This is a genomic window from Bacillus sp. m3-13 (assembly GCF_000175075.1).
GTDB classification, from domain to species: Bacteria; Bacillota; Bacilli; order Bacillales; family Bacillaceae_I; genus Sutcliffiella_A; species Sutcliffiella_A horikoshii_C.
In genome coordinates this window covers 37299-63679 of sequence record NZ_ACPC01000048.1, presented here as the reverse complement: position 1 = coordinate 63679, position 26381 = coordinate 37299, and the positions used below count along the sequence as shown (strand labels likewise).

Genomic DNA, 26381 nt, shown 5'->3' with positions numbered 1-26381 from the left:
GTAATCCTCCGATCAGTTATATGTAGGTTGTTTCTATGAACTCTATTCCCTAAACGGAGAATTACTTAAACATTTTAGAATAATAAAAATACATTTCCACTGATAACTGCCGAAAAGGAAGCAAGGTCTCAGATGCTTTGAAATATTGGCCGGAGCTTGCCTTTACGCTTCATCCTTCTGATATGAGGACCTCTCTACTTCTATTTTCTCCTCACCGATGTCTTCATTACCTCTATGAAGACTTCTCTGCTCCTTTTTTCTCGTCACTGATGTCTTCATTACAAGGATCAGATCAAGAAATACCCTAACGATAATTCCTCAATACAATTATTTAAAATAATAAAAAGCAAATCTAATCATCTGACTAGATTTGCTTTTTATTTTATTTACCGATAAACATTTGTGTCCAATAGTTGCCTTCTTCTACATAACCAACACCGATGTGCGTGAAATCTGGAGTTAGAATATTTTTACGGTGCCCTTCACTGTCCATCCATGCTTGAACCACTTCTTCTGGAGAACGTTGACCCATTGCAATATTTTCTCCGGCAGTATTATAGGAAATACCGTAGTCTCTCATCATATCGAATGGTGATCCATGAGTTGGACTTGTGTGAGAAAAGTAATTATTTGTTTGCATATCTTTGGACTTATCACGAGCAACGTTGCTTAATGAAGCATCAGCTTTAAGGTCTGATAATCCATTTTTGCGGCGCTCCGCATTTGTAAGTTCTATTACTTTCATTTCTGTTTCTGAAATACCTTCTGTTGATTCTTCAGCTTGCTGTTGATTATCGTCAGCAGGTTCTTCTGCAGGTTGATTTTCAGGTGGTGCAGCTTGCCCGCCTTGTGGAGCTTGTTTTTGTTCTGGCTGAGCCGGTGCAGGTTGCCCTTGTTGGCCCTGAGGTGTTTCCTGTTGGAACTTGTAAATCGCAAACGGTCCTTCTTGCTGGAATTTCTCAAAATGCGGGAACTTTTCGCTTGGGATTGATGTGCTGAAAGAGTTTTGATCAATCGTTAAGTATCCATTGTTGATTTCTTGGACATCTGCACTTTGGCCCATTCCGCGAGCTTCATTTCTTACATGAGTAATTCCATTGCCGTCATCGTTATCAAGAAAAGCTGTATTGTTGTTATCCATATTATCATTATTGTTGGTAGCATTGTTGTTACAACCCACCACTAATGATAATGCAAAAGCAGTAATAACTGTTACTTTCAAAAGTTTCGTCATTTGTACATCTCCTTTTCATCATTAATACTTTTTTAGTTTTGCAATTTCACCTGAAAGTATTATTGGTAATAATGATAAAAAAGAGATAATTTTGGTAACTGTGTTATCGTATTAGTTGCTCTAACACACGTTGAACCTGTAAACCTTCTTTAAATCCGACAAGAAAGGCCTGTTCATTATTTAACTTTTTAACATAATGTTCGACTAAGCTCCCTTTTGAGTTCGCTAATTCAGAATCTATAATCTCCGTCCACTCTTCTCCTTTGTTTGCCACTTTCACCTTTCTCCAGTTAAGTAATGAAAGGCTCTGGTTTTCTCCATGAATGGTAAAAGCTATTTCTTCATTTTCCGCTTGTCCTGCAAGTCCATCGATTAGAACACGCGCTCCATTTTCAAGAGTAAGCATGGCAATGACAGCATGCTCGCTCAACTCAGAATCGGAAGGGTAATCCACATAACTTTTGACTTCTTTCACAGGGCCGAAAAAATGGAGAATCATTTGAAGATAGTGTGGTGAGATTTCCCTGATGAATCCCCCTTGTTTCCTGGAATTTATCCAATTTGTTTGTTGCCAAGGTCTTGGCCACTGATCGAAGTGCATCTTTAAGCTAATGCGCTTTATTTTTCCAAATGAGTTTTTGCTGATAAGATCTTCTATCGTGGCAAATGCTTTTTCATATACAAGAGGAAAATGCATCGCATGTATCAAACCAGATTCTTCTGCAACACGTACCATAGCTTCTGCTTCTTCCTCCGAATTGGCAAGTGGCTTTTCACATAGAACATGTTTTTGGTGATGGAAAGCGGACATGACGACATCATAGTGAACTGCAGGTGGAACCGCGACATAGACAAAATCGATTTCATTTTGTTGCATGAGTTCTTTGTAATCTGAAAAGTATGCAATATCCCCGCATTCAAGGGCTGTTTCTTTTGCCAAGTTTTCATTATAGTCGCACACTGCGGCGATTTGAATATTTTCGTTTTTATGGAATGCTGAGATTAGCCGCTGGCCCACAACCCCTAGTCCAACTACCCCAACTTTATATATTTTTTTCAATGTTTCTCCCCCTATGATAGCTTTAACAGTTGATTTCCGTTCCAGGCGCTTCGCCTTCCATTACAATCAACTTTGTTTTAGCATAATCTCTATCTATTTATTCGGCTAGCACTCGGATGAACTCTCTCATGTAGTCTGGAAGGTCTGGTGGTCTTCTGCTGGAGATGATATTTCCGTCGACTATTACAGCTTCATTGACCCACTCTGCTCCGGCGTTTATCATATCGTCCTTAATTCCAGGTGTACTGGTGACTTTTTTCCCTTGAAGTATCTTTGCTGAAATAAGTACCCAGCCTGCATGACAAATTTGACCGATTGGTTTCTTTTGTTCGTCCATCGTACGAATCATGGTAAGTATATCCTCATATCTTCGAAGCTTATCTGGCGACCATCCTCCAGGAACCAAGATGGCATCATAATCTGCTGGTTTTGCATCGTGAAAAGAAATATCGGATTGAATCGGCACTCCGTATTTTCCGATGTAAGTGGTACCTGCCTTTTCCCCTGCAATGACTACTTCTGCACCTTCTTCTCGCAAACGTAAAACCGGATACCAAAGCTCTAAATCCTCAAAATCGTCACTTACTAATTGAATTACTTTTTTGTTATGTAATTTCATAAAAATACCCTCCTTCACATGAATATAATTCCATTGTGAACGAGGGCTTTGCGTTTTGCAAATTATGAAGAAGGTACAGCATCATATAGTAGTTTCTCTGCTAATGCTAGCTGACTTTCTACTTGTTCGAAGGATGTGCCGCCTTCACTCTTCCTTGCGCCAACCACGTGTTTTGGCTGAAGCAACTTGAAGATATCCTCTACAAATAAAGGGGAAAATTCCTTATACTCTTCCAGTGTCAGGCCTAAGAGGTATTTATCCTGTTTAATGGCATAAAGCACAATTTTCCCTATTATTTCGTGAGCCTGTCTAAATGGCAAACCTTTTGTAACGAGGTAATCGGCAATATCGGTTGCATTTGAAAAATCTTTTGATACTGCTTCATACATTTTAGTTTCATTTACCGTCATCGTGTGGATCATTGGTGCCAACAATTTCAAAGAACCGACCAGTGTCTTGACTGTATCGAACATCCCTTCTTTGTCTTCCTGCATGTCTTTGTTATATGCCAATGGCAACCCTTTTAGGACTGTCAAAAGTCCAACGAGATTTCCATATACTCTGCCAGTTTTAGCTCGAAGCAATTCAGGTACATCTGGATTTTTCTTTTGAGGCATAATACTTGAACCTGTACAGAAAGAGTCGTCTAGTTCAATGAATTGGAATTCCTGACTGGACCAAATGACCATTTCTTCTGAAAGGCGTGAAATGTGTGTCATGATAAGGGATGCATGAGATAAAAACTCGACGATAAAATCACGGTCACTGACGGCATCCATGCTGTTAGGGTATATTTTATCGAATCCTAATAAAGAGGCAGTCTGTGCTCGATCTATCGGGAAAGTGGTCCCAGCCAATGCACCCGCTCCAAGCGGTGACCAATTGATTCGCTTTAGGCTATCTTGTAGACGCTCCTTGTCACGCTCAAACATCCAGAAATATGCCATTAAATGGTGTGCAAATGAAACTGGCTGGGCACGTTGTAAATGTGTGTAACCCGGTAAAATGGTTTGCACATTTTCCTTAGACTTTATTAAGATGGAACTTTGTACTTCCGTCAGCAATGAAATGATTATTTCTGTTTGTTTTTTTAGATATAAGTGCATATCTGTTGCCACTTGGTCATTACGGCTTCTTCCTGTGTGAAGCTTTCCGCCTACCGGTCCGATTTCATCTATTAACAGTTTTTCAATGTTCATATGAATGTCTTCATGTGCAACGGAAAATTCTACTTCGCCTGCATTTATTTTGTTTTGGATCACTTGGAGTCCGTGTTGGATTGTTTTTGCGTCGTCTACTGGAATGATGTTGCAGTCGCTTAGCATTTGAACATGTGCCATGCTTCCTTGGATATCTTCTAGTGCGAGTTCTTTATCGAATTCGATGGATGCTGTGAATTCTTCTACTAGTTTGTTTGTTTCTTTTGTAAATCTTCCACCCCAGAGCTTTGTCATGTTGTTGCCTCCTCTTACTGTAAGTTTCTGCATTAACTGTTGATTTTCGTTCCAGGCGCTTCGTTTGCCTGCGGGCGGTCCGGGAGCCTCCTTGCCACTTTGGAAGCCACTGGAATTTTTATGTTATAGAGGTTGTTTCGACATCCGCTGTTGATCTCCACAAATGGCTACGCATTCCTAGGGGCGCTGCTGGAGCCTCCTCGGCTTGGCCTGCGGGGTCTCCACCTAGCGCTTTCTCCCTCAGGAGTCTTCGCCCTTTGCTCCAATCAACAGCTAGAAATATCTACTAACATGAAATCTCCGTTTTCAGTGGCCTCCGCGGGGTCTCCCTTCCTCCTGCGGGCGTCTGCGCGCCTTCCACTTCAATCAACATGTTTACTGGAAGTTACTCCATCTATTAAAGTGTCACTTTTTGTTTGTTGTGGATTTCTGCGTATACTTTTGTAGGAAGTCCCCATAGTTTGATGAACCCTACTGCAGCATTATGATCAAACATATCCCCCTTGGAATAGGTTGCAAGCTCTTCATTGTAGAGGCTGTATGGCGATTGGCGTCCTACTACAGTATGATTGCCTTTTTGTAGTTTCACGCGAATTTTCCCTGTTACATTTTTCTGTGTCTCTTCAATAAATGCTCCTAGTGCGTTCACTAATGGAGAGTACCAAAGTCCTTCATAGATGACTTTCGCCATTTGCTCATCAATGGTAGCTTTAAACTGGCTAACTTCTCTTGGAAGAGTCAAAAACTCCAGTTCCTTATGTGCTTGAATAAGAATAAGAGCTGCCGGGTTTTCGTATACTTCTCTTGATTTGATTCCGACCAAGCGGTTTTCGATATGATCGATTCTTCCAACCCCATGTTTTCCCCCAAGCAGATTTAGTTCTTCGATTAAATCAACTAGGCCCATTTGCTTATCATTTAGTGCTACCGGTACACCCTTTTCAAAACTTATTTCAACGTATTCCTGTTGATCTGGTGTCAGTTCAATCGGGTTAGTCCAATCAAAAGCAGCTTCTGGTGCCTCGTTCCATGGGTTTTCCAGGACCCCTGCTTCACATGCTCTGCCCCAAATATTTGCATCGATGGAAAATGGGTTTTTCCAAATTAACCGGAATTGGGATGTTATGCTTAACTGCGTATTCAATTTCCTCATCTCTTGTCATCCCCCACTCACGAACAGGCGCAATGACTTTCAAATGAGGATTTAGTGCTTGAATGGAAACTTCAAAACGAACTTGATCGTTCCCTTTCCCGGTGCAACCATGTGCCACTGCTACCGCTCCCTCTTCCTCTGCTACTTGTACAAGCAGCTTTGAAATAAGCGGACGAGACAATGCGGATGATAGAGGGTATTTCCCCTCATACATCGCATTTGATTTTAGTGCAGGTACAATATAATCTTTGGCAAGCATCTCTTTTGCATCAACCATAATAGCTTTAATTGCACCGACATCGAGAGCCTTTTGTTTAATCGATTCCAAGTCTTTGCCCTCTCCAACATCAAGACCCAGCGCAATCACATCATAGCCATATTTCTCTTGTAACCATTTAACGGAAACGGAAGTATCAAGTCCTCCTGAATAGGCCAAAACCACTTTTTCTTTCTTCATATCAATTTCCTCCTCCGGTATAAAAATCTACGTTGTTGTATTTTTATACATTTTAGTGTAAAAAAATTTAGTTGCCGAGCAAAGCCTTCAGAATGGCTTTTTGTGCATGAAGTCTGTTTTCAGCTTCATCAAATACAACAGAATGGGGTCCATCAATGATTTCAATAGCTACCTCTTCACCGCGGTGTGCTGGCAGGCAGTGTAAAAAGATGAAATCGTCCTTAGCATGTTTGCAAAGCTCTTTATTTACTTGATAAGGCGCAAAAACTTTAAGTCTTTCTTTTGATTCTGCTTCTTGCCCCATACTGGTCCACACATCTGTTACGACTACATCTGCGTCTTTGATCATTTCAACAGGGGATTCTCCGACATGTATAGAAGAACCTGTTAAGAGAGTTTCCTTCTTCATTGCAGTGAGTATGGACAGATCCGGTTCGAAACCAGAAGGACAAGCGATGGAAATGTCCATGCCGACTTTTACTGCACCTTCTATTAAAGAATGAGCCATATTATTGTTGGCATCGCCCAAATAACAAATCTTTAAGCCTTTTAATTTCCCCTTATGCTCTTTGATGGTCAAAAGGTCTGCCAATACTTGAGCCGGGTGATGTGAATCGGTAAGGCCATTAATGATTGGGACGTCCGAATGCCGTGCAAAATCTTCTAATATCTCATGATCAAAAGTCCGTATCATCAATCCGTCAACATAACGTGACAAAACTTTTGCTGTATCTGCCGGTGACTCGCCCCGCCCTAATTGAATATCATTGGAACTTAGGAAAATGGCATGACCACCAAGTTGCAACATGCCGACTTCAAACGATACTCTTGTTCTTGTAGAAGCCTTTTCAAATAGCATGGCAAGAACTTTACCTTGTAAAAATGGGTGAGGTATTCCTTCTTTTTGATATTTTTTTAGTTTAATAGCATCTTCTAATAAAAAATAAATGTCTTCTTGTGAAAAGGATCCAAGTGTCAAAAAATGAGATTGACTAATATGATAGGTCTCCTTGTTCGTTTCCCATTTTAGTACACTTTGCATAAATATTCAACCTCTCTCTTTTTGTTTTGTAAATATTTCTTTATAGTTTGATAATTTAATTGTATGTTTTCTTCCAATACGATCGCTTGATAAGCAGTTTCTAAGCATGTAAAAGTTTTAATGCCGTTCATTGTGCATAACGCACGATACATTGCCCCATTACGTGATGGGTTTCTCCCTATGGTAGGAATGATAATGGCTGCTGCAAATTTTTCTGTTTTTAGAATACTGTGCAGTTCAGTCTGCGAAGTTGATATCACGGAAATGTTATTTTCTTTCAAATATTCGGCAGTTCCTTCCGTTGCTACAAAAGAAAAACCTTTCTTTACCAGTTCATCTAAAAGTGGAAGTACATTTTGTTTCTCGCGGTTTGAGATGGAACAAAAGACTACTTTTTCCTCCTGCTTGGAGTTGAAAGGACTAGCTTTTCCCAGAAACAACGCTTTAGTCATTGCCTCTTCTAATGTTTCTCCCAACCCGATTATTTCTCCAGTAGACTTCATTTCTGGTCCTAAAACATGATCCACATCTTTTAATTTTGTATTGGAAAAGACAGGTGCTTTGACGGTCCAGAAACCCGGATTTTCTTTTATCCCAGTTTGACTAAGCTTCTCGCCTAATTGTGCTTTAATCGCAAGTTCAATCATTGGAACATCCGTCACTTTACTCACAATCGGGACTGTTCTGGATGCTCTTGGATTTACCTCTAACACATAGATATTATCCCTATTAATAACAAACTGAATATTGGCAATGCCAATTATTTGCGCTGTATTACATATTTTCTTCGTATACTCTACTAGTCTTTCTTTCATCTGGGTTGAAAGGGAAATGGAAGGAAGCACTGCAAGGCTGTCACCCGAATGAACTCCAGCCTTCTCAATATGTTCAAAAATGGCTGGGATATATATCTGCTCTCCGTCTGAAATGACATCCAACTCGCATTCAAGTCCCGGCACGTAACGGTCTACTAGTAAAGGCCATAGTGACTCATTATGTTGGTGTATATCAAGGAATGAGTTAATTTCTCCATCGTCATAAATGGTGTACATAGACTGCCCTCCTATTACGTAAGAAGGACGTACCAATACCGGATATCCTAAAGCCTGTGCTTCTGCTTTTAATTGACTGCTTTGTTCCACTATTTTTCCTTCTATATGAGGAATGCCTTCTGATTCCAACAGAGCATAGAAGTGGGATCGGTCCTCTAGCTTGTCAATCGATTCGATACTAGTTCCTGCGATTATGGCACCTTCTTCCTTTAGTCCTTCAGCAAGATTGATGGCAGTCTGTCCGCCAAATTGAATGAATATAAGGTCCACTTTTTCTTTTTGGATAATAGGTACGATATCTTCTATTGTAATAGGTTCGAAGTAAAGTTTATCTGCTACTGAAAAGTCGGTACTGACTGTTTCGGGATTATTGTTTACGACTATGGTTTCAAAGCCTGCTTTCTTCAAGGCTTTTACCGCATGAACAGAGCAATAGTCAAACTCGATTCCTTGACCGATACGGATTGGACCAGAACCGATAACAAGTGCTTTTTTGTTCTCACTGACATCTACCTCATCCGCTCCATTATAGGTGGAATAGTAGTATGGTGTGATGGCTTCAAATTCGGCGGCACATGTGTCCACCAACTTATAAGATGGAAAGAGTTGATTTTTTTTCAAGTGCACCATTAATGAATTATTCTCACACCCTAACAACGAGCAAAGTCTCTCATTACTTATATTTTGGCGTTTGGCTTTCTTTAAGAAGTCAAGCTCTAATGTATCTAAACACTTAGTGGAAAGATGCTTTTCAAGCATGATCATTTGTTGTAACTTATGAAGAAACCACTTATCAATAAAGGTCATTTCCTGGATGGATTCTATGGACAAGCCCTGTCCTAAAGCATGAGTAATCGCAAAAAGCCTCAAATGAGTCGGTTCTTTAAGTAATTCCATCCATTGATTTTCATTCATTACGGCTAAAGCTGGATGGGTAATTCCATTTACCTTCATCTCCATGGAACGTAGTCCTTTATTGAGCGCTCCTTCAAATGTACGGTCAATAGCAAGTACTTCTCCAGTTGCCTTCATCTGGGTACTAAGGGTGGAGTCGGCTTCTGGAAATTTATCAAACGGAAACCTCGGTAATTTTACTACTATATAGTCTAGAGCAGGTTCAAAGGAAGCGAAGGTGGATCCTGTTATAGGATTTATAATTTCGTCCAAGTGATAACCGATGGCACATTTTGCTGCAATTCTTGCAATCGGATAACCAGTTGCCTTTGATGCAAGGGCAGATGAACGGCTGACCCGAGGATTCACTTCAATAATATAGTAATTATCCGAATTAGGATCCATAGCAAATTGAATATTGCAGCCACCGACAATTTTCAAGTTTCTTATTATTTTTAAACTCGCATTTCTTAAAATTTGATATTGTCTATCTGATAGCGTTTGGGAAGGTGCCACCACAATGGAATCTCCCGTATGAACTCCGACTGGATCGAAATTTTCCATATTGCACACGATAATGCATGTGTCATTCTCATCTCGCATTACCTCATACTCTACTTCTTTCCAGCCTTTAATGCTTTTTTCCACTAACACTTGATTTATAGGACTTAGATGCAATCCTTTTTTCAGTAACATATGAAGCTCTTGATCGTTATAGGCAAATCCCCCGCCTTCTCCGCCTAAAGTGTAAGCAGGTCTAACAATAATCGGGTATCCAATTTTTTTCACAAAATCCATTCCTTCTTTTATGGAGTGGACAATTTGTGATTCGGGTATTGGTTCATTCAATTCCATCATAAGTGTTCGAAAAAGTTCTCTGTCTTCTCCCTGTTGGATAGAGTGAACGGATGTTCCAAGAACAGAAACATTATGTTTTTTTAGGATATCTTTACCCGAAAGCTCTACTATCAGGTTCAATGCTGTCTGCCCGCCGAGCGTCCCGATAATTCCGTCCGGCTTCTCTTTCTCGATAATTTTCTCTAGACTTTCCACTGTTAAAGGTTCCATATAAACATGATCTGCAATATCCACATCAGTCATGATGGTCGCAGGATTGTTGTTTACGAGGACCACTTCTATCCCCTCTTCTTTGAGGGCAAGGCAAGCTTGTGTTCCAGCATAGTCAAACTCTGCTGCTTGACCGATGACGATGGGTCCTGAACCAATTACTAACACTTTTTTTATGGTTTTATTAAATGGCATATGACATTACTCCTGTTTTTTCATGGATGATAGTTAAAAACTTTTCAAAGATGAAATTAGTATCCTGCGGACCAGGGTGTGCTTCCGGGTGAAATTGAACACTCAAAGCAGGAAGATGTTTATGTTGAAGGCCTTCCACTGTCCCATCGTTAATATTTTTATAGGTGATAGAAAAAATCTCATGATTAATAGATTCCTCTTTTACGTTATAGCTGTGATTTTGCGACGTAATATACACTTTTCCTGTTGCAATATCTTTAACCGGGTGATTACCGCCTCGATGTCCAAAAAGCAGCTTTTCTGTCGTTGCCCCAAATGCCAGTGCTAACAATTGATGCCCTAGACAAATACCTAGCGTCGGAAATTGTTCTGCAATGTTTTTTATTTTTGGAAGGTGATTTTTTAAGACTTCTGGATTTCCGGGTCCATTGCTTAGCAATACACCATCAGGTTGAAGTGCTTGCAACTCTTTCAACCTTGTGTTGTATGGGACCACTGTCACCTGACAGTCTGCATAAAGCAGCGCTTCTAAGATAGACTTTTTATATCCATAATCCAACAGAACAATATGAGGGCCTTTCCCTGGATAGTTTTTCACTTTAGAAGTAGATACGAATTCCACCCAATTTTCTGTTTCTTTCACAGTGGGGAAGTCTTTAATAGAATCCGTAATGTATCCTTTTACAGATCCACTTCTACGTATGGTTTTAACGAGCTCTCTTGTATCTACATCACTTAGGCCGCTGATGTTTAATTTCTCCAAAAGTTCAGGTGCTGCTACTTCAGAAGAGTAGTGGTTAGGCAAATGACACGCCTCTCCCATAATGACGCCTTTAGCGTAAATGCTCTCTGCTTCATAATCTTGAGGGTGTATGCCATAGTTTCCAATTAACGGATAGCAAAAGACGATAATTTGACCTGCATAGGAGGGGTCTGACATGATTTCTTGATAACCTGTCATACTTGTGTTAAAAACCACTTCCCCAATCGCATCCTCCTTACTTCCTATTAACTTTCCGGGGAAAACCTCCCCTGTTTCCAGTACTAAATATCCATTATCCATGATGTACCTCCCTAAACTTCTGTAGTACCTTAGTGAATTTTTGACCAAAAGAGTTTACTTCTTCTTCCGATACAGTAAGTGGAGGAAGTAGTCTTACCACATTGGGACCGGCAGTCAAGATTAACAGTTTTTCTTCTAATGCTAATTTGACCAAATCCACCGCATTTCCGCTAATTTCGAGACCAAGCAGCATGCCTATTCCCCTTATTTCCTTGATAAAAGAAAATTCCTCTTGAAACCTTTTAAGCTCTTTTAGAAGTAACTGACTCTGCTCCCCTGTTTTGTTAAGAAATTCGGGTTCACATATCACATTTAATGTTGTCATTCCGGCAGTGCTTGCCAAGGGGTTTCCACCAAAAGTGCTTCCGTGCATTCCAGGTAAAAAAGCAATGGCGACTTCCTCTTTAGCTAGCATTGCACCAATTGGAAAACCAGATCCCAGTCCCTTCGCAAGTGTCATGATGTCTGGCTCTATATGATATTGTTCGTATAAGAATAAACTCCCTGTACGCCCCATTCCCGTTTGTACTTCATCAACGATAAGCAGAATCCCATTTTCCTTACATATGTCCGACAATCTCTTAACCCAATCAGGATTTGCCGGAATCACTCCCCCCTCGCCTTGAAGAAGTTCTAGCATAACGGCAGTTGGAGACATATCTTTTATAGTTTCAATGGAACCAAAATCGTTGTAAGGCAAGTGATTAAATCCCTCTGGCATTGGTTCAAATCCGGACTTTATTTTTTCTTGCCCTGTAGCAGCCACTGTAGCCAAGGTTCTGCCGTGAAAGCTTTGTTGAAAAGTCACCATGCTGGCTTGCTTATTGCCATTTTTGTTTGCAAAAGCTCTTACCAGCTTAATGGCAGCTTCGTTTGCCTCTGCGCCGCTATTACAAAAGAAAACTTGATCAAAACATGTTTTTTCAGTTAAAAGGCAGGCTAGCTCTTCCTGTTTTGGAACGTGGTAAAGATTGGACGTATGCCATAGCTTTGAAAGTTGTTCGGTAAGAGCCTTCTCAACTTCCGGTGGACAATGTCCGAGATTGCATGTTGCTATGCCTGAAGTGAAATCAAGATACTCTTTATTGTCATCAGACCAGACAAGCGTTCCCTTCCCTTTTTGGATGGATAAAGGCAGCCTGCTGTATGTATTCATGATGGGCGAGTAGTTACTAGTAGTTTTAAACACTTTCCTCCATGACCTCCTCAAGATAAAATGAAGTACCAAAGAGATGATCGTTTAAAGCAAAGCTTGTGAGGGCATCATTCTCGGTGCCATTTATAATTCCTACCATACTTACCCCTTGCCTTAAGCATTGAACGGCTGCCTCCACTTTTGGGATCATCCCGCCGGTAATTTGCTTCTCTTCTATAAGTCTATAAACTTCTAAGTCTGATAAACTTGAAGCAATTGAGCCTCCTACATGCACCCCGTCAACATCTGTGATCATGCATAACGGAGAACGGAAAGCAATTGAGATAGCCGCGGCAGCCATATCCGCATTGATATTGTAGTGCTGGCCGTTTGTATCAACAGCCACTGGTGAAATGATTGGAATGATTCCTTTTTGCATGATAGGAATCAATAATTCTGTGTTTACCTCCACAATTTCTCCAACTAAACCTAGCTCTTCTGCATTGGAAATTGGTTTTGCCACCAGTAGCTTTCCATCCACCCCACTTAACCCGATCGCATTCCCCCCAGCTTTCATCACCTGCCGGACAAGGTGTTTGTTCATTGAACCTGACAATACCATTTCCACCACTTCCAATACCGGTTCGGTGGTTTTCCTTAAACCGTTTACGAAAGTTGTTTCCACATTTAGGGAGGATAAAATACTGGAAATAGATGGTCCTCCTCCATGAACAACGATTGGTTGAATATGATGCTTGGTTTTTAATTCCACTAATTCAGTAAAAAAAGAAGAAGAAAGTTTCTCGACTGTACTGCCCCCACACTTTATTACGAGCGACTTCATTTATTTGCCTCCTTTCACGTTCGATATGATGCATTAATTCGTACATAATCGTAAGATAAATCACAACCCCAAGCTGTAGCATGTTCACTACCTGCTTCAAGGTCTACAACTATGTCTATTTTTTCATTCTTTAGATAAGATTTGGCTTCTTCTTCGCAGAATGTAACAGGCATCCCATCTTCCACGATTAAGATGGGGCCGATCATTACTTTGATTTTCTCCGTATCAATGGTGATCCCACTATACCCAACAGCCGACACAATCCGACCCCAGTTTGGATCCTGGCCAAAAACCGCCGTTTTTACCAAACTCGAACCAACAATGGTTTTAGCAATCACTTGGGCATCATGCGCCGTTACTGCCCCATTTACTTGTACTTCAATTAGCTTTGTAGCACCTTCACCATCTCGTGCTATCTGTTGAGAGAGTGATTGGCAAACTATATGAAGTCCTTCTTTAAAAAGAGCATATTCATCGTCATCTTGCGTCCATTTTTCATTTCCAGCCATCCCATTTGCCAATACAAGCACCATGTCATTTGTACTTGTATCTCCGTCCACGGTAATCATATTAAATGTCTCTGCAGTTACTTCTCTTAAAGCTTGTTGTAATGCTTCATGTTCTATATGGATATCTGTTGTGACAAACCCAAGCATCGTTGCCATGTTGGGGTGTACCATTCCCGAACCTTTTGCCGCACCTGCTATTGTATAAACTTTATTTTCAGTCTCTAATTGAAGACATATATGTTTCGTAAAGGTGTCTGTCGTCAGAATAGCTTCTTCAAAAGAAGGCGCATCATACCCGTTTACAAATGCTGATATCGATTTAACACCTGATACAATCTTGTTCATTGGCAGTTGTTCCCCTATGACTCCTGTGGAAATAACTGCAACATCGTTCTCATTAAGACAGGCTTTCTCGGCAAATACTTCTCTCATTTTATAAGCGTTTTGTATTCCTTCTTTTCCTGTACAAGAGTTAGCATTACCTGAGTTAACGATGACGCCTTGAAGCGTTCCGTTGGTGTTGATGCTTTCTTGTGAAACTTTAAGCGGTGGTGCCTGAAATTGATTGGTTGTGTAGACTGCTGCAGCGGTTGCAGGAACTTGACTATAAATCCATCCCAGGTCTTTTCGTTTCCGTTTTATTCCGCAGTGTAGCCCACCGGCTGAAAAGCCATTGGGTGTGCATATATTTCCTTGTTCCACGGTAATCCATTTTTCTTTTTTCGCTAATACATCCACTTTCATATCCTCACCTCATATTTATGGATAAACTGGAGTGAATTTCAGTCCTGTTTGTTCATTCCAGCCTTTTATGATGTTCATGTTTTGAACTGCCTGCCCGGAAGCACCTTTCATTACATTATCAATGACAGATACGATGGTGATTCTGTTGGTTCTTTCGTCCACTGCTATTCCGAGGTCACAATAGTTGGAACTGTAAACTTCTTTAGTGGCGGGCCATTGGTTCTCCTGTCTGATTCGAACAAAATACTCTTTTCGATAAAATTCATGATATAGTTCTAATGCATCTTTCGTTGACAAAGATTGTGCCAAGTCACAATAGATTGTGCACATTATCCCCCTCGACATTGGAACAAGATGTGGTGTGAATGTGATGGTGGCATCCGAATTGGTATAGGTCTGAATGACTTGTTCCATTTCCGGGATGTGTTGATGGTTTCCTAGTTTATAAGCTTTTACATTTTCATTAACTTCGCAATAATGTGTGCCCATGGAAGCTTTTCTTCCAGCGCCGGTTACTCCAGATTTGCCATCTATGATAATGCTGTTTAGGTGAACTAAGTTGTTCTTTAATAAGGGTGCAAGACCGATTAATGTTGCTGTGGGATAGCATCCTGGATTTGCAATTAAAGTCGCATTTTTGATATCTTCTCTAAAAAGTTCTGGCAGCCCATATGTAGATTTTTGTAAAACACTCGTCGGCGCTGATGAATATTTATACCATTTGTCGTATAAACGAGAATCTTTTAACCGATGATCCCCTGAGAGATCTATGCAAGGAATCTCCTCATCTACAAATCTATGAACATGATTTTTAGCGACTCCAGATGGAGTAGCAAAAAAGAACAAATCGGCTCTTCCCAATATATCGTCTACATTTATTTCTTCTAATCTGCACTCAGAAACCCCTTCTAAATGGGGATATTGTTCGGTGATAAGTGTTCCACTTGTAGAATGGGAAGCTAGAAAACTCAACTCCACTTCTGGATGTTGCTTTAAAATTCTTATAAGTTCTGCACCGCTATATCCGTTCGCTCCAATAATTCCAACCTTCAACACTTTCATCCTCTCCATGCGTTAATAATATGAATTATTATAACTACGTATGTATAAAAATACAATATGTTTTTTTGAAAAGAACAAAAAAGATGACCTAGGATTTTCTCCAAGGTCATCTTCTTCAAATTTTACTCACCTAAAGCAGCAATCGTTTTGGCCAATAATTCTGTTCGTTCTGTTAGAGATGGAATTTCTAGGTACTCTTCTTCACTATGGGCATTTCCTCCAACCGGACCCATCCCGTCAACGGTGGCAATACCCATCGCAGCAGTAAAGGAAGCATCCGATCCACCGCCTGTAGCAGTGTCTTTTACCTCTACTCCTATCTGTTTGCCAACTTTCTCAATGACATGTAACAATGATTCTGTGCGTTCAGTCTTTTCCATAGGAAGCCTATTCATTTCGCCAACCAACTCGACCTCTGTACCTTTGACATCTGTAGATGCACAAATCTTTTCCAATTTCCGTTCAATAGGGATGGCCTGTTCTCGTTCTGTGATTCGGATGTCTACATGGGCGACAGCACTATCAGAAACAGTATTAACAGATGATCCTCCCTCAATCAAGCCTACATTGACACTGATTCCCTTAGAATGATCATTAAGTGCGTGTAACTGTATCACTTTATGAGCAAGCTCTTCAATCGCACTTCTTCCTTTTTCCGGCTCAATTCCGGAATGCGCTGCCCGCCCACGTACATTTATCGTATATTTTCCTTTTCCTCTTCTTGCGGTGACAAGTGAACCGTCTTTTCTGGCAGGTTCCATGATAAGCGCATATTTTTTATCCTTTGCTTTGCTCTCAATAAGCGATTTAGAAGACGGAGATCCGATCTCTTCATCACTGTTCAATACAAGTACAACATCCTGATAAGCTTTAGAATGGGAGTGAATTAATGCCTTCATTGCATAAAGTATGGAAACTTGGCTGGCTTTCATATCAATGACACCAGGGCCGTATGCTCTGCCACCTTCTACTTTAAATGGTCTACTTTGTACGGTACCGTTAGGGAATACCGTATCCATATGTGCCACTATTATTACCTTTGGTTCTTTTGCTAAAGGATGCTGGATGACTAAATGATTTCCATACTTTTCTTCTTCTAACACTTGTACCGAAAATCCGATAGACCGATACTCCTTTGATAAAATAGATCCAATCTGGTCTATTCCCTCTTTAGAGGTCGATCCACTATCTATATTGACCAGTTTCTCCAATAACTCTAGCATGTTAGTTTGGTTATTTTGTAAATACTCTTTCATCTTACTCTCTCCTGACATAATAGACGCATAAACCTGTTCTTCTATATACATATATTTATTTACCTATACCATTATACCTTTTCTACTTATTAAGTCCTATATTTCCTTTATTCTACCTATTCTAAGAGTTCAAACCTATTTTCTTCAAAAAGAGTGATATTTTCTGAATAAACAATCTAATATGTATTATCGTAAATCTATGTTATAGTAATGAAGCGATGAGCTGAATTGTGTAAGTCGACGGACGCGCTCTTTGAGCAAGGCATGAATGTGGTCATGCTGTCCTTCGCCTCAATACGCAGGAAGGCACCTTTAAAGGTGCCTTCTTTTTTTTGCTACTTTTTCGGCATTTCTGCTATACTGTCTACATCTATTAGAGAAAGAAGGTATTAATTTGATACGTTTTGGTGTGATCGGAACCAACTGGATAACAGAATCATTTATTAATGCAGCTCTTGAGTCGGAAGATTTCCGCTTAACTGCTGTCTATTCCCGAAAAGAAGAAACAGCAAAGGAATTCGGGAATAAATTTAATGTATCTACTACATATACTGATTTGAATGATTTTACAAAAAGCAAGGAATTTGATGCAGTTTATATAGCCAGTCCTAATTCTTTACATGCAAAGCAAGCGATTGCCTGCATGGATCAAGGTAAACATGTGCTATGCGAAAAACCGATAGCATCAAATACTAGAGAGTTAACTGAAATGATAGATGCGGCAAAAAGGAATAACGTTGTTCTGATGGAAGCAATGAAAAGCACCCTCCTTCCTAATTTCTTGGCAGTTAAAGAAAACCTGCATAAAATCGGGAAAATCAGACGTTATGTCGCGAGTTATTGTCAGTATTCTTCCCGCTATGATAAGTACAAGGAAGGTACGGTCCTTAATGCTTTCAAGCCCGAGTTTTCCAATGGAGCTTTAATGGACATTGGTATCTATACCATCTATCCGATGGTGGTGTTGTTTGGGAAACCAAAAACTTTATTTGGCATGGCCCATATGCTTGAATCGGGCGTCGATGGTCAAGGAAGTATCTTGTTCCAGTATGATGGAATGGATGCTTCGGTTGCCTATTCTAAAATAGCAAACTCCTACCTTCCTTCTGAAATACAAGGGGAAGAAGGAACGATCATTTTAGATACCATCCATACACCAGAAAAGGTACTGATTAGGTATAAAGACGGGACAGAGGAAGATATAACGGTCCCTCAAAAGGGTCAATCCATGTATTATGAGGCTGAAGAATTTATTCGCCTTATTAAATCTGGTGAGAAGGAATCTTCCATCAACTCTCTTAGTGCTTCCCTGCAAACAATGGAGCTAATAGAAGAAGCCCGATCACAAATAGGTCTTGTTTACCCGGCAGACCAAAGGTAACCTATACTCCTGAAAGAATCGCCTGTTGCATATGGGCGGTTCTTTTTTATTTATTTTCATTTAACTTAAGGTAAAACTATGATGACATCTTTCGTTCCTTTTTCTGGTTAGAGAAGTCCTCATTGCATGGATGAAGACATCTCTCGTTCCTAATTGTGCGTAGACAGGTCCTCATCGCATGGATGAAGACATCTCTCGTTCCAAATTGTGCGTAAACAGGTCCTCATCGTATGGATGAAGACATCTCTCGTTCCTATTTGTGCGTAAACAGGTCCTCATCGCACGGATGAAGACATCTCTCGTTCTTTTTTGTGCGTAGACAGGTCCTCATCGCACGGATGAAGACATCTCCCCTTCCATTTTCATGCTAGAAAGGTCTTCATAATTACCACAACCATAATCAAGGGGTAAAATTAGAATTTTCAAACAAAAATCCTACCTTTTCCACTCTAGTATTGGTATAGTATGAAGTACAAAGAATAAAGGAGTGTGCCATGATATATAAACCTCGGACTAAACCTCGCGAGTTAGAAGTGTATCATTTACTTAATTCTCGCAAAAATCTACTTGATAATGAGAGGAAGCACCTTTATGCCCTTCAAAAAGGGTACGAGGGAGAATTGCTATTTGATAACTTAACTTCTTCAGTTATTACAGCTGAATGTCTCATTCTCAACGACTTACTTCTTCCCCACAACAAAAACACTTTTCAAATTGACTCACTGATCATTGCCCCAGAGACCATTTACATAATTGAAGTGAAAAATTTCGAAGGGGATTATTTTTATGAACAAGACCGCCTTTATACAAGGGTTCCACCACATTCTGAAGTAACCAACCCGCTTATTCAACTTAATAGAAGTGAGTCTTTGTGTCGACAACTGCTACAACAGCTCGGTAGTGATATGACTATTCAATCATTCGTAGTGTTCGTAAACCCCGAATTCACGCTATATCAAGCACCCATCAACAAGCAAATCGTGTACCCAGGTCAGATTAATAGATTCCTAAAAAGCATTCATACTTCGTCTTTAAAACTAGATAATAACCACTACGTTCTTGCAGACAAACTTAAGTCTCTTCATAACCCTAATGCTCCATTTTATTTTCCACCTTCATATCAATATGATGAGCTACAAAAAGGTGTCCCTTGCTCGTATTGTGACTCGCTAGAATTTACTACTAAGGGAGCTTACTGTTATTGTTTGGTGTGCTCGAAAAAAGAAACGATGGAAAAACGTATTCTACAAATTGTTCATCATTTTACTATGCTGTTTCCTGAGATGAAAATTACTACAAATGCGATTTTTGACTGGGGTAATAGGAAAATTTCAAAGCGGGCTATCAGGCGAGTGCTACAAAAACATTTGAACACTAAAGGTGTCCACCAGTGGAGTTATTATGAGTTTTGATAATGTATCGTAATAATATAGGTTTTTAGAATAGTAAGCGAGGAGGGAGAGTAGTCCATCTTCGCTTTTTTAATTGCTAAAACACCACTTTAATAAAAGATGAAGACATCAGTGAAACAGAAGACATCTCTCGTTCCATTTTCCTGCTAGACAGGTCCTCATACCACGAATGAAGACACCCCATGTCCCTTTTTCACCCAAGACAGGTTCTCATACCACGAATGAAGACATCCCGCGTTCCTTTTCCCTGCTAGACATGTCCTCATAGCACGAATGAAGACATCCCACCACGAAAGGTCCTCATCGCACGAATGAAAGTCTTCTCCTCCAGCAGGGGCCCATCAAAAACTAGTGTTTATAGCATATTATTAATAGTTTTACGCCTATTTTGCTAAATCTAGTAAAAATGGACGTTTGCTAGAGGACATGCGTCCACTCTCTTCTCTCGTAAATACATAGTATGTGGTAGATAAGAAAAAGGGGGTGTAAGAATGGCAGATAGCAAAGATATGCAACGAGAGATTTCAAAACTCACCCAGGCAACAACAAACATGATGCTTCAAAATGTTTTAAAGAAACACAATGTGAAACTAAGTGGAGATAACTTCTCCAAAGAGCAAAAAGCGCAGCTGAAGAAATTGGTTGCAGACATCCAGGATTCTTTCGGGAAAATGGAAAAACTTCAAAAAGAAGAAAAAAAATAAAAAATTTATCAAAATGGGGGATTTAAATAATGAGTAAAGATTGGTTATTCGGTGGAAGAAGCTGTGGCTATGATCATGGCTGTGGAAATAATGGTGAATGGAATGCTTTAGCAGCAGGAAGCAGACATCCACTTGACAATGATGGTGTAGCTCAAGAGGCTGACCAAGTAAACAAAATGATTCAAAAATCTTATGAGCAAATTGTTATTAAGGATTCTTGCGATATTGAAGTAACAACTACTGACACAAAAATTGCTGTTTCTCTTCAAGCTGCAATACAAGCTGCAATCGCTCTAGTAATCAGTGTAAGTATCGCAGACAGCAACAAAGCAGAGCAAGTAATCCAAGAATTGCTTCAAAGCTCCAAATCCGTACAAGTAAATCAACAACAAACGTATATTCAAAACTCTCGTGGTGTAAGAGTAACAACTACAGACACTGACCTGGTACTAAACATCCAGCTACTTCTTCAACTATTGATTGCACTTGTTGTAGCTGTAGACATCTTATAATCTTGCTGAAGACTTGCCCGCTTCAGCCAAAGTTTTCAAAAAAAACACCTGCCATGTAACACTCCTTCTTATCTAAAATGCCGGAAAAACACCTGCAATTCCTGCCAAAGCATATCATAGCCTCCTTGCTATACCCATCTTACACCACACCTACAAATAGTTCGGAAAAGTGAAGACCAGAAAGTTGGTCTTCTTTTTATTGTTTGCTGGAATGACAAATCTAGTCTTTTGCCTAGTTTTCTTAAAAACACGCGCAAATCCATGTCTCTCTCATAAGATAGTGTAGTTAAATAACCTATTTTACAAAGGAGTTAAGTTATGACAGAGAAAAATAACAACCTGCTACCCACCCCTAAATTATACAATCAGACGAAATCAATCGCGTCCAACCAGCAGGAATATCGAAAAAACTATTTAACAGATATATTAAAGCAACAGGAAGAAACGAATTTGACTGTTTCTAGAACAGTTAACAAGATTAATGAAAATTTACAACATAGTATGTCTACCCAGGATAAGAATCATCAACTTCTACTGGATAAGTTATACTCTCAGGAAAAAAATCAACAAGATTTATCTGAAATGATAGCCACTCAAGATTTAAATGTCCGGCAGGTATTTGACAAAGTACTTGTGCACGAAAAAAATCATGAGGATCTTACACTAAAACTAAATGATCAGGATAAAAATTATGCACAACTCCTAGAACTATTAAAAGTTCAGTCATTATTAAGTGAAGAACTTCAAGAGAATATCGCATCACATGAAGAAAGCAGTAAGAAGGTAGATCAAAGACTGGATAAATTGGAAGTGTCATTGGAAGAAGAAAAACTATTGAGTCAGGCTACGATAGATCAGTTGGCATTCCAAGAAAATCTGACCCGCGGCATCCACACCAAGTTAGAGAAATATGAAGAATTGTATGAAGACATTCAATCAAAGTTACATGATCAGGAACATTTTTACCAAGAAATAAATAATAAATTACAGGTTCAAGAAATGTTTCACAAGTCGGTACTCGAGCGAATGGATAGCCAAGATATTGCCTCCCAAAAAATTGCCGAACAGCTTAACGCCTTGAGACAAACACTAGTGGATAAATTGGAAACCGCCATTTCTTCCATTGACAGTAAATATAAGCAAACACTCCACTATTTAAGTGGAAGTATGATCGGGTTAAAAGAAAGAATTATTCAAAAGCCTCCTGTTGAAAACGAAAATAATGAAATCAAAAAAGTAGAAGTGAAGCAAGAGTAGTCTTCGGGCTGCTCTCTTTTTTCGTTTGATTTTTCTGAAGATTCATACTAATATTTAACTAGCACTTACTTTTCTATTATGGAGGTTTGGACGATGGCAGAGTTAGTACATAAAACAATAGGTCAACTATTGGATGAAACCGTATCACGTTACCCTGATAAAGAAGCTGTAGTATATGTGGAGACAGGATTACGTTATAGTTATCAGGAATTTCAGCAAATCTGTAATCAAGTGGCGAAAGGTTTAATGAATCTAGGAATTAAAAAAGGAGATCATATTGCCGTTTGGGCAACGAATAAACCTGAATGGTTAATCATCCAATACGCGAGTGCTAAAATTGGGGCTGTTTTAGTTACAGTAAATACTAGCTATCAATCAAAGGAACTCGAATATCTTTTACGTCAATCAGAATCCACCACCCTACTTCTAATGGACAACTTTAAAGGAGTAAGCTATTTGGATATGCTTCAAGAATTATGTCCAGAGCTTGCAAGCAGTGTTCCCGGAGAACTAGCATCTACTCGTTTACCTAAATTAAAGAATGTCATTTATATGGGCAGCGAAAGTCACCCTGGTATGTTCACATGGGATGACTTGTTGAATAATTCATTCACTATAGCCGATGACGAATTAATGGCCAGGCAAAACAGTACAAATTATGAAGATGTCATTAACATGCAATATACATCTGGGACAACAGGCTTCCCAAAAGGAGTCATGCTCACCCACTCCAATATCATCAACAATGCCATTAATGTGGCGGAATGCCAAAAGCTTACCTCTGAAGATAAAATATGCATTCCGGTACCTTTTTTCCACTGCTTTGGATGTGTAATGGGCACCTTGGCTGCTGTGGCTAAAGGAGCGACGATGGTTCCTCTGGTTATGTTTGATCCACTATTAGTTTTGAAAGCGGTGGAACAAGAAAAATGTACGGCGCTTTACGGAGTTCCAACTATGTTTATCGCGGAACTAAATCACCCTGACTTTGAAAAATACGATTTATCCAGTCTACGAACCGGTATCATGGCAGGGTCTCCTTGTCCAACGGAAATTATGAAACGAGTGGTTCATGATATGGGAGCAAAGGAAATTACTATCGCATATGGGCAAACCGAGGCCTCCCCTGTCATTACACAAACACGCCCATACGACAGCATTGAGAGAAGAGTTTCGACTGTTGGAAGCGCTTTAGATAATGTGGACGTAAAAATTATTGATCCTGCAACAGGTGAACATGTGCCAAATGGAGTCCAAGGCGAGCTTTGTACCAGAGGTTACCTTGTCATGAAAGGCTACTATAATATGAAGGACCAAACGAAAGATGCCATTGATAGCGAAGGCTGGCTTCATACTGGGGACCTCGCGACTATGGACGATGATGGGTATGTCGTCATTACAGGCAGACTAAAGGATATGATTATCCGTGGCGGAGAAAATATTTATCCCCGTGAGATTGAGGAATTTTTATACTCCCATCCGAAAATTTTTGATGTGCAAATTGTAGGAGTTCCAGATGAAAAGTTTGGCGAGCAGGTTGCTGCTTTCATTAAAGTTAAGCCAGGCGAAAGTTTAAACAGCCAAGAAGTGAAAGACTACTGCACTGGGAAAATATCTAAATATAAAATACCTTACTATGTAGAGATTGTAGACGAGTACCCAATGACAGCATCTGGAAAGATCCAAAAATTCAAACTAAGAGAACATGCCGTAAATACACTTGTGAAAATATAAATCGGTAAGGGGTATTATATGTACCCCTTACTGTTTTATTTTCTTGAATTCACTATTTCATCAATGGTACTAATAACTGTCTCCATATCCCTTCTGCTCACATCAAAATGAGTGGTAAGTCGAACCAACGTAGGTCCAAACGTAACAGCCAAAACACCCTTCTCTTTTAATGCATGTACAAACTGATCTGCCTTCATGGCCAAACCGGCTACATCCACCACCACAATATTCGTATCAACCGCATTTACTATTGTCAAAGGGTTCATCCCCCTTAAACCATCAGCAAGAAACTTGGCATTTTCATGATCCTCTGAAAGTCTTTCTGTCATTTGAGTTAAAGCTATTAACCCAGGTGCCGCAATAATTCCAACTTGCCTCAATCCCCCACCTAGGCGCTTTCTCCATTTTCTCGCTCGTTTAATGAAACCGTTAGATCCGGCAATGATCGAACCAACCGGTGCACCCAAACCTTTGGACAAACATATTTGTACCGTATCGCAATGCTTGGTGAACTCTCGAATAGATAAGCCAGTACTTGCAGCGGCATTAAATAATCGGGCTCCATCCACATGAACAGGTATAGCATGTCTTTGTGCTACTTTAAAGATTTCTGCCATGTTTGATACAGGCACCACTGCCCCGCCAGCACGATTATGTGTGTTTTCTATACAAATTAGACCTGTTTCAGGAAAGTGTTGATCTTCTCCACGTATAGCAGATTCTATATCTTGTGGATTCATTATCCCGTTTACACCTGGAATGGTTCTGGTTTGAACTCCTGCCAATGCGGCAACAGCACCAGATTCGTAATAAAAAATATGAGACTCTGCTTCTAGTAATATCTCATTTCCTGGACGGCAATGCGTCAATACCGCGATTTGATTTCCTTGTGTTCCGCTCGTAACAAACAGTGCGGCTTCTTTTCCCAGAATTTCTGCCGCTTTTTCTTCTAAAAGTGTAACCGTCGGATCTTCTCCGTATACATCATCTCCAACTTCTGCTTCATACGATGCCTTTCTCATTTCTTTAGTGGGTTTTGTTACAGTATCACTTCTTAAATCAATCATCATGTTAATCCCCTTCTCTATTTTTCTTACAGTTTACCAGAATCTTAATTATTTCGCATTCCGTAAAATAATCTACCATCAACCTTCCTTCACGTGCTATGATTATTTAATATACATATGTTGGCTTTTCCTAACCACATTCATCAAAGGAGTTCATTTTATTATGCAGGCACAAAAAGTCAAATTTGCGACTTCAAATCCCGAAAGTTCCACGGTCTATCCGATTCTTTTTATTATAGGTCTTGTCCACCTGTTAAATGATGCATTACAATCTGTGGTACCGGCCTTATTCCCCGTTTTGCAAAATTCCATGGGGCTGTCCTTTACACAACTGGGACTGATTGCATTTGCCTTAAATGCTACATCTTCGCTTATTCAACCCGTTGTGGGAATTATTACAGATAAGAGACCTTCTCCATATGCCCTGCCAATTGGACTTACTTTTTCCTTATTCGGAATTATCGGTTTGGCATTGGCACCAAGCTTTTGGGTGATTATTATTTCAGTATTGTTCATAGGATTAGGCTCTGCCGCCTTCCACCCTGAAGGTTCCCGCGTTGCCTATATGGCGGCAGGAAACCGCAGAGGGCTGGCACAGTCCATTTACCAGGTAGGAGGCAATTCAGGTCAGGCTTTAGCGCCGTTGATGGCAGCTTATATCCTGTTGCCACTCGGACAAAAAGGCGTATTATGGTTTACAATTGTTGCCGCTGCAGCTGTGATATTACTTTTATACATCGCTGCATGGTACAAACAACAAATACCAAATACAAACAGACCGTCAAAGCAAAAGAAAACTATCACAGTTAAATCAACTGATAAATCCATTGGTAATAGACGGATTATCACCTTTTCCATCTGTTTGCTAATTTTTCTAGTATTTGCTCGCTCATGGTTCCATGCAGGTATCACCAACTTCTATGCTTTTTATGCCATAGAGAACTACGGCATACCTATTGCTGACTCACAAATATATATTTTTGTGTTCTTAGGTGCCGGTGCTGTGGGTACATTTTTCGGAGGACCATTGGCAGATCGTTTCGGGAAAAGGCTGGTGATTTCCCTTTCTATGCTGGGGTCCGCTCCACTTGCATTGTTACTGCCTTTTGTAGGTCCCACACTTGCCTATGTACTTGTTGCCATAATTGGATTCATCATCCTTTCTAGCTTTTCGGTAACGGTAGTGTACGCTCAAGAGCTGGTTCCTGGCCGAATAGGCTTGGTTTCCGGGCTAATTGTAGGTCTTGCTTTTGGTATGGGGGCCGTGGGGTCTGTTGCGCTTGGAGTTCTAGCAGATTGGGTCGGGTTAACAAACACCATTATATTTACTGTTTGTCTACCTTTTATTGGGTTGTTAACGTTCTTACTTCCTAGTGATCAGAAAGTCAGAGAAATGCATAACTAAAGGAAAGAAAGGGTCCCTGTTGACCCTTTCTTTTCTTTTGCCTATACTTGTTTAAGTGCTTAAAGATA

The 26381-nt window shown here is 40.0% G+C and carries 20 protein-coding genes and 1 pseudogene; 7 read left to right on the top strand and 14 right to left on the bottom strand.

Annotated features, from left to right (window positions below; translation table 11 throughout):
• Positions 1-382: 382 nt before the first annotated feature.
• The 13 genes and pseudogenes from M313_RS0119990 to M313_RS0119930 form a co-directional block, all read right to left on the bottom strand.
• On the bottom strand, positions 383-1234 hold the full coding sequence (locus tag M313_RS0119990) for a CAP domain-containing protein (RefSeq protein ID WP_010199470.1): 852 nt from the start codon (positions 1232-1234) through the stop codon (positions 383-385).
• 103 nt (positions 1235-1337) lie between these two features.
• A complete protein-coding gene (locus tag M313_RS0119985) occupies positions 1338-2294 on the bottom strand; it encodes a Gfo/Idh/MocA family protein (protein WP_010199467.1) in 957 nt (318 codons plus the stop codon).
• Positions 2295-2391: 97 nt separating this feature from the next.
• Positions 2392-2913, bottom strand: a complete 522-nt coding sequence (locus M313_RS0119980; protein ID WP_010199464.1) for a type 1 glutamine amidotransferase domain-containing protein — start codon at positions 2911-2913, stop codon at positions 2392-2394.
• Positions 2914-2975: 62 nt separating this feature from the next.
• Positions 2976-4367, bottom strand: a complete 1392-nt coding sequence (gene argH / locus M313_RS0119975) for an argininosuccinate lyase (RefSeq protein ID WP_010199461.1) — start codon at positions 4365-4367, stop codon at positions 2976-2978.
• Between the two features lie 397 nt (positions 4368-4764).
• Positions 4765-5977, bottom strand: a pseudogene (locus M313_RS24190) (argininosuccinate synthase).
• A 67-nt stretch (positions 5978-6044) separates the two neighbouring features.
• Complete coding sequence (argF, locus tag M313_RS0119965; RefSeq protein WP_010199458.1) at positions 6045-7019, bottom strand: ornithine carbamoyltransferase; 975 nt, start codon at positions 7017-7019, stop codon at positions 6045-6047.
• The gene (gene carB, locus M313_RS0119960) at positions 7004-10228 is read right to left on the bottom strand and encodes a carbamoyl-phosphate synthase (glutamine-hydrolyzing) large subunit (protein ID WP_010199456.1); all 3225 of its coding nucleotides are present in this window, start codon (positions 10226-10228) and stop codon (positions 7004-7006) included. Before carB ends, argF begins: the two co-directional genes overlap by 16 nt.
• Entirely contained in the window at positions 10218-11291 is a 1074-nt protein-coding gene (locus M313_RS0119955; protein WP_010199453.1) for a carbamoyl phosphate synthase small subunit, read from the bottom strand. Before M313_RS0119955 ends, carB begins: the two co-directional genes overlap by 11 nt.
• Positions 11284-12480, bottom strand: coding sequence for an aspartate aminotransferase family protein (locus tag M313_RS24185; RefSeq protein WP_010199449.1), 1197 nt, complete (start codon positions 12478-12480; stop codon positions 11284-11286). The genes M313_RS0119955 and M313_RS24185 overlap by 8 nt, the downstream gene beginning before the upstream one ends.
• Entirely contained in the window at positions 12473-13270 is a 798-nt protein-coding gene (argB, locus tag M313_RS0119945) for an acetylglutamate kinase (protein WP_010199447.1), read from the bottom strand. The genes M313_RS24185 and argB overlap by 8 nt, the downstream gene beginning before the upstream one ends.
• Before the next feature lie 14 nt (positions 13271-13284).
• Positions 13285-14523 (bottom strand): bifunctional ornithine acetyltransferase/N-acetylglutamate synthase, encoded by a 1239-nt coding sequence (gene argJ / locus M313_RS0119940; protein WP_010199445.1) that lies wholly within the window; start codon positions 14521-14523, stop codon positions 13285-13287.
• 15 nt (positions 14524-14538) lie between these two features.
• The gene (gene argC, locus M313_RS0119935) at positions 14539-15576 is read right to left on the bottom strand and encodes an N-acetyl-gamma-glutamyl-phosphate reductase (protein WP_029326614.1); all 1038 of its coding nucleotides are present in this window, start codon (positions 15574-15576) and stop codon (positions 14539-14541) included.
• 131 nt (positions 15577-15707) lie between these two features.
• Entirely contained in the window at positions 15708-16841 is a 1134-nt protein-coding gene (locus M313_RS0119930) for a M20 family metallopeptidase (RefSeq protein ID WP_010199442.1), read from the bottom strand.
• A 394-nt stretch (positions 16842-17235) separates the two neighbouring features.
• Here M313_RS0119930 and M313_RS0119925 point away from each other — a divergent pair, with 394 nt between their 5' ends.
• The 6 genes from M313_RS0119925 to M313_RS0119900 all read left to right on the top strand — a co-directional run bounded on the left by M313_RS0119925 (position 17236) and on the right by M313_RS0119900 (position 23841).
• A complete protein-coding gene (locus M313_RS0119925; RefSeq protein ID WP_010199440.1) occupies positions 17236-18222 on the top strand; it encodes a Gfo/Idh/MocA family protein in 987 nt (328 codons plus the stop codon).
• Between the two features lie 494 nt (positions 18223-18716).
• Positions 18717-19634, top strand: a complete 918-nt coding sequence (locus tag M313_RS0119920; RefSeq protein WP_010199438.1) for a nuclease-related domain-containing protein — start codon at positions 18717-18719, stop codon at positions 19632-19634.
• Between the two features lie 491 nt (positions 19635-20125).
• Positions 20126-20338 (top strand): hypothetical protein, encoded by a 213-nt coding sequence (locus M313_RS0119915; RefSeq protein ID WP_010199436.1) that lies wholly within the window; start codon positions 20126-20128, stop codon positions 20336-20338.
• Positions 20339-20367: 29 nt separating this feature from the next.
• The gene (locus M313_RS0119910) at positions 20368-20850 is read left to right on the top strand and encodes a spore coat protein (protein WP_010199434.1); all 483 of its coding nucleotides are present in this window, start codon (positions 20368-20370) and stop codon (positions 20848-20850) included.
• A gap of 318 nt (positions 20851-21168) precedes the next feature.
• Positions 21169-22107 carry a transcriptional regulator gene (locus M313_RS0119905; RefSeq protein ID WP_010199432.1) on the top strand — a complete coding sequence of 313 codons (939 nt, stop codon included), beginning with the start codon at positions 21169-21171 and terminating at the stop codon, positions 22105-22107.
• A gap of 78 nt (positions 22108-22185) precedes the next feature.
• On the top strand, positions 22186-23841 hold the full coding sequence (locus tag M313_RS0119900; RefSeq protein ID WP_083800986.1) for an AMP-binding protein: 1656 nt from the start codon (positions 22186-22188) through the stop codon (positions 23839-23841).
• A gap of 35 nt (positions 23842-23876) precedes the next feature.
• Here the strand turns inward: M313_RS0119900 and ltaE are convergent, their stop codons facing one another.
• Positions 23877-24908, bottom strand: coding sequence for a low-specificity L-threonine aldolase (ltaE, locus tag M313_RS0119895; RefSeq protein ID WP_029326613.1), 1032 nt, complete (start codon positions 24906-24908; stop codon positions 23877-23879).
• Between the two features lie 163 nt (positions 24909-25071).
• Here ltaE and M313_RS0119890 point away from each other — a divergent pair, with 163 nt between their 5' ends.
• Positions 25072-26313 (top strand): MFS transporter, encoded by a 1242-nt coding sequence (locus tag M313_RS0119890; protein ID WP_010199425.1) that lies wholly within the window; start codon positions 25072-25074, stop codon positions 26311-26313.
• The last annotated feature ends 68 nt before the right edge of the window (positions 26314-26381 follow it).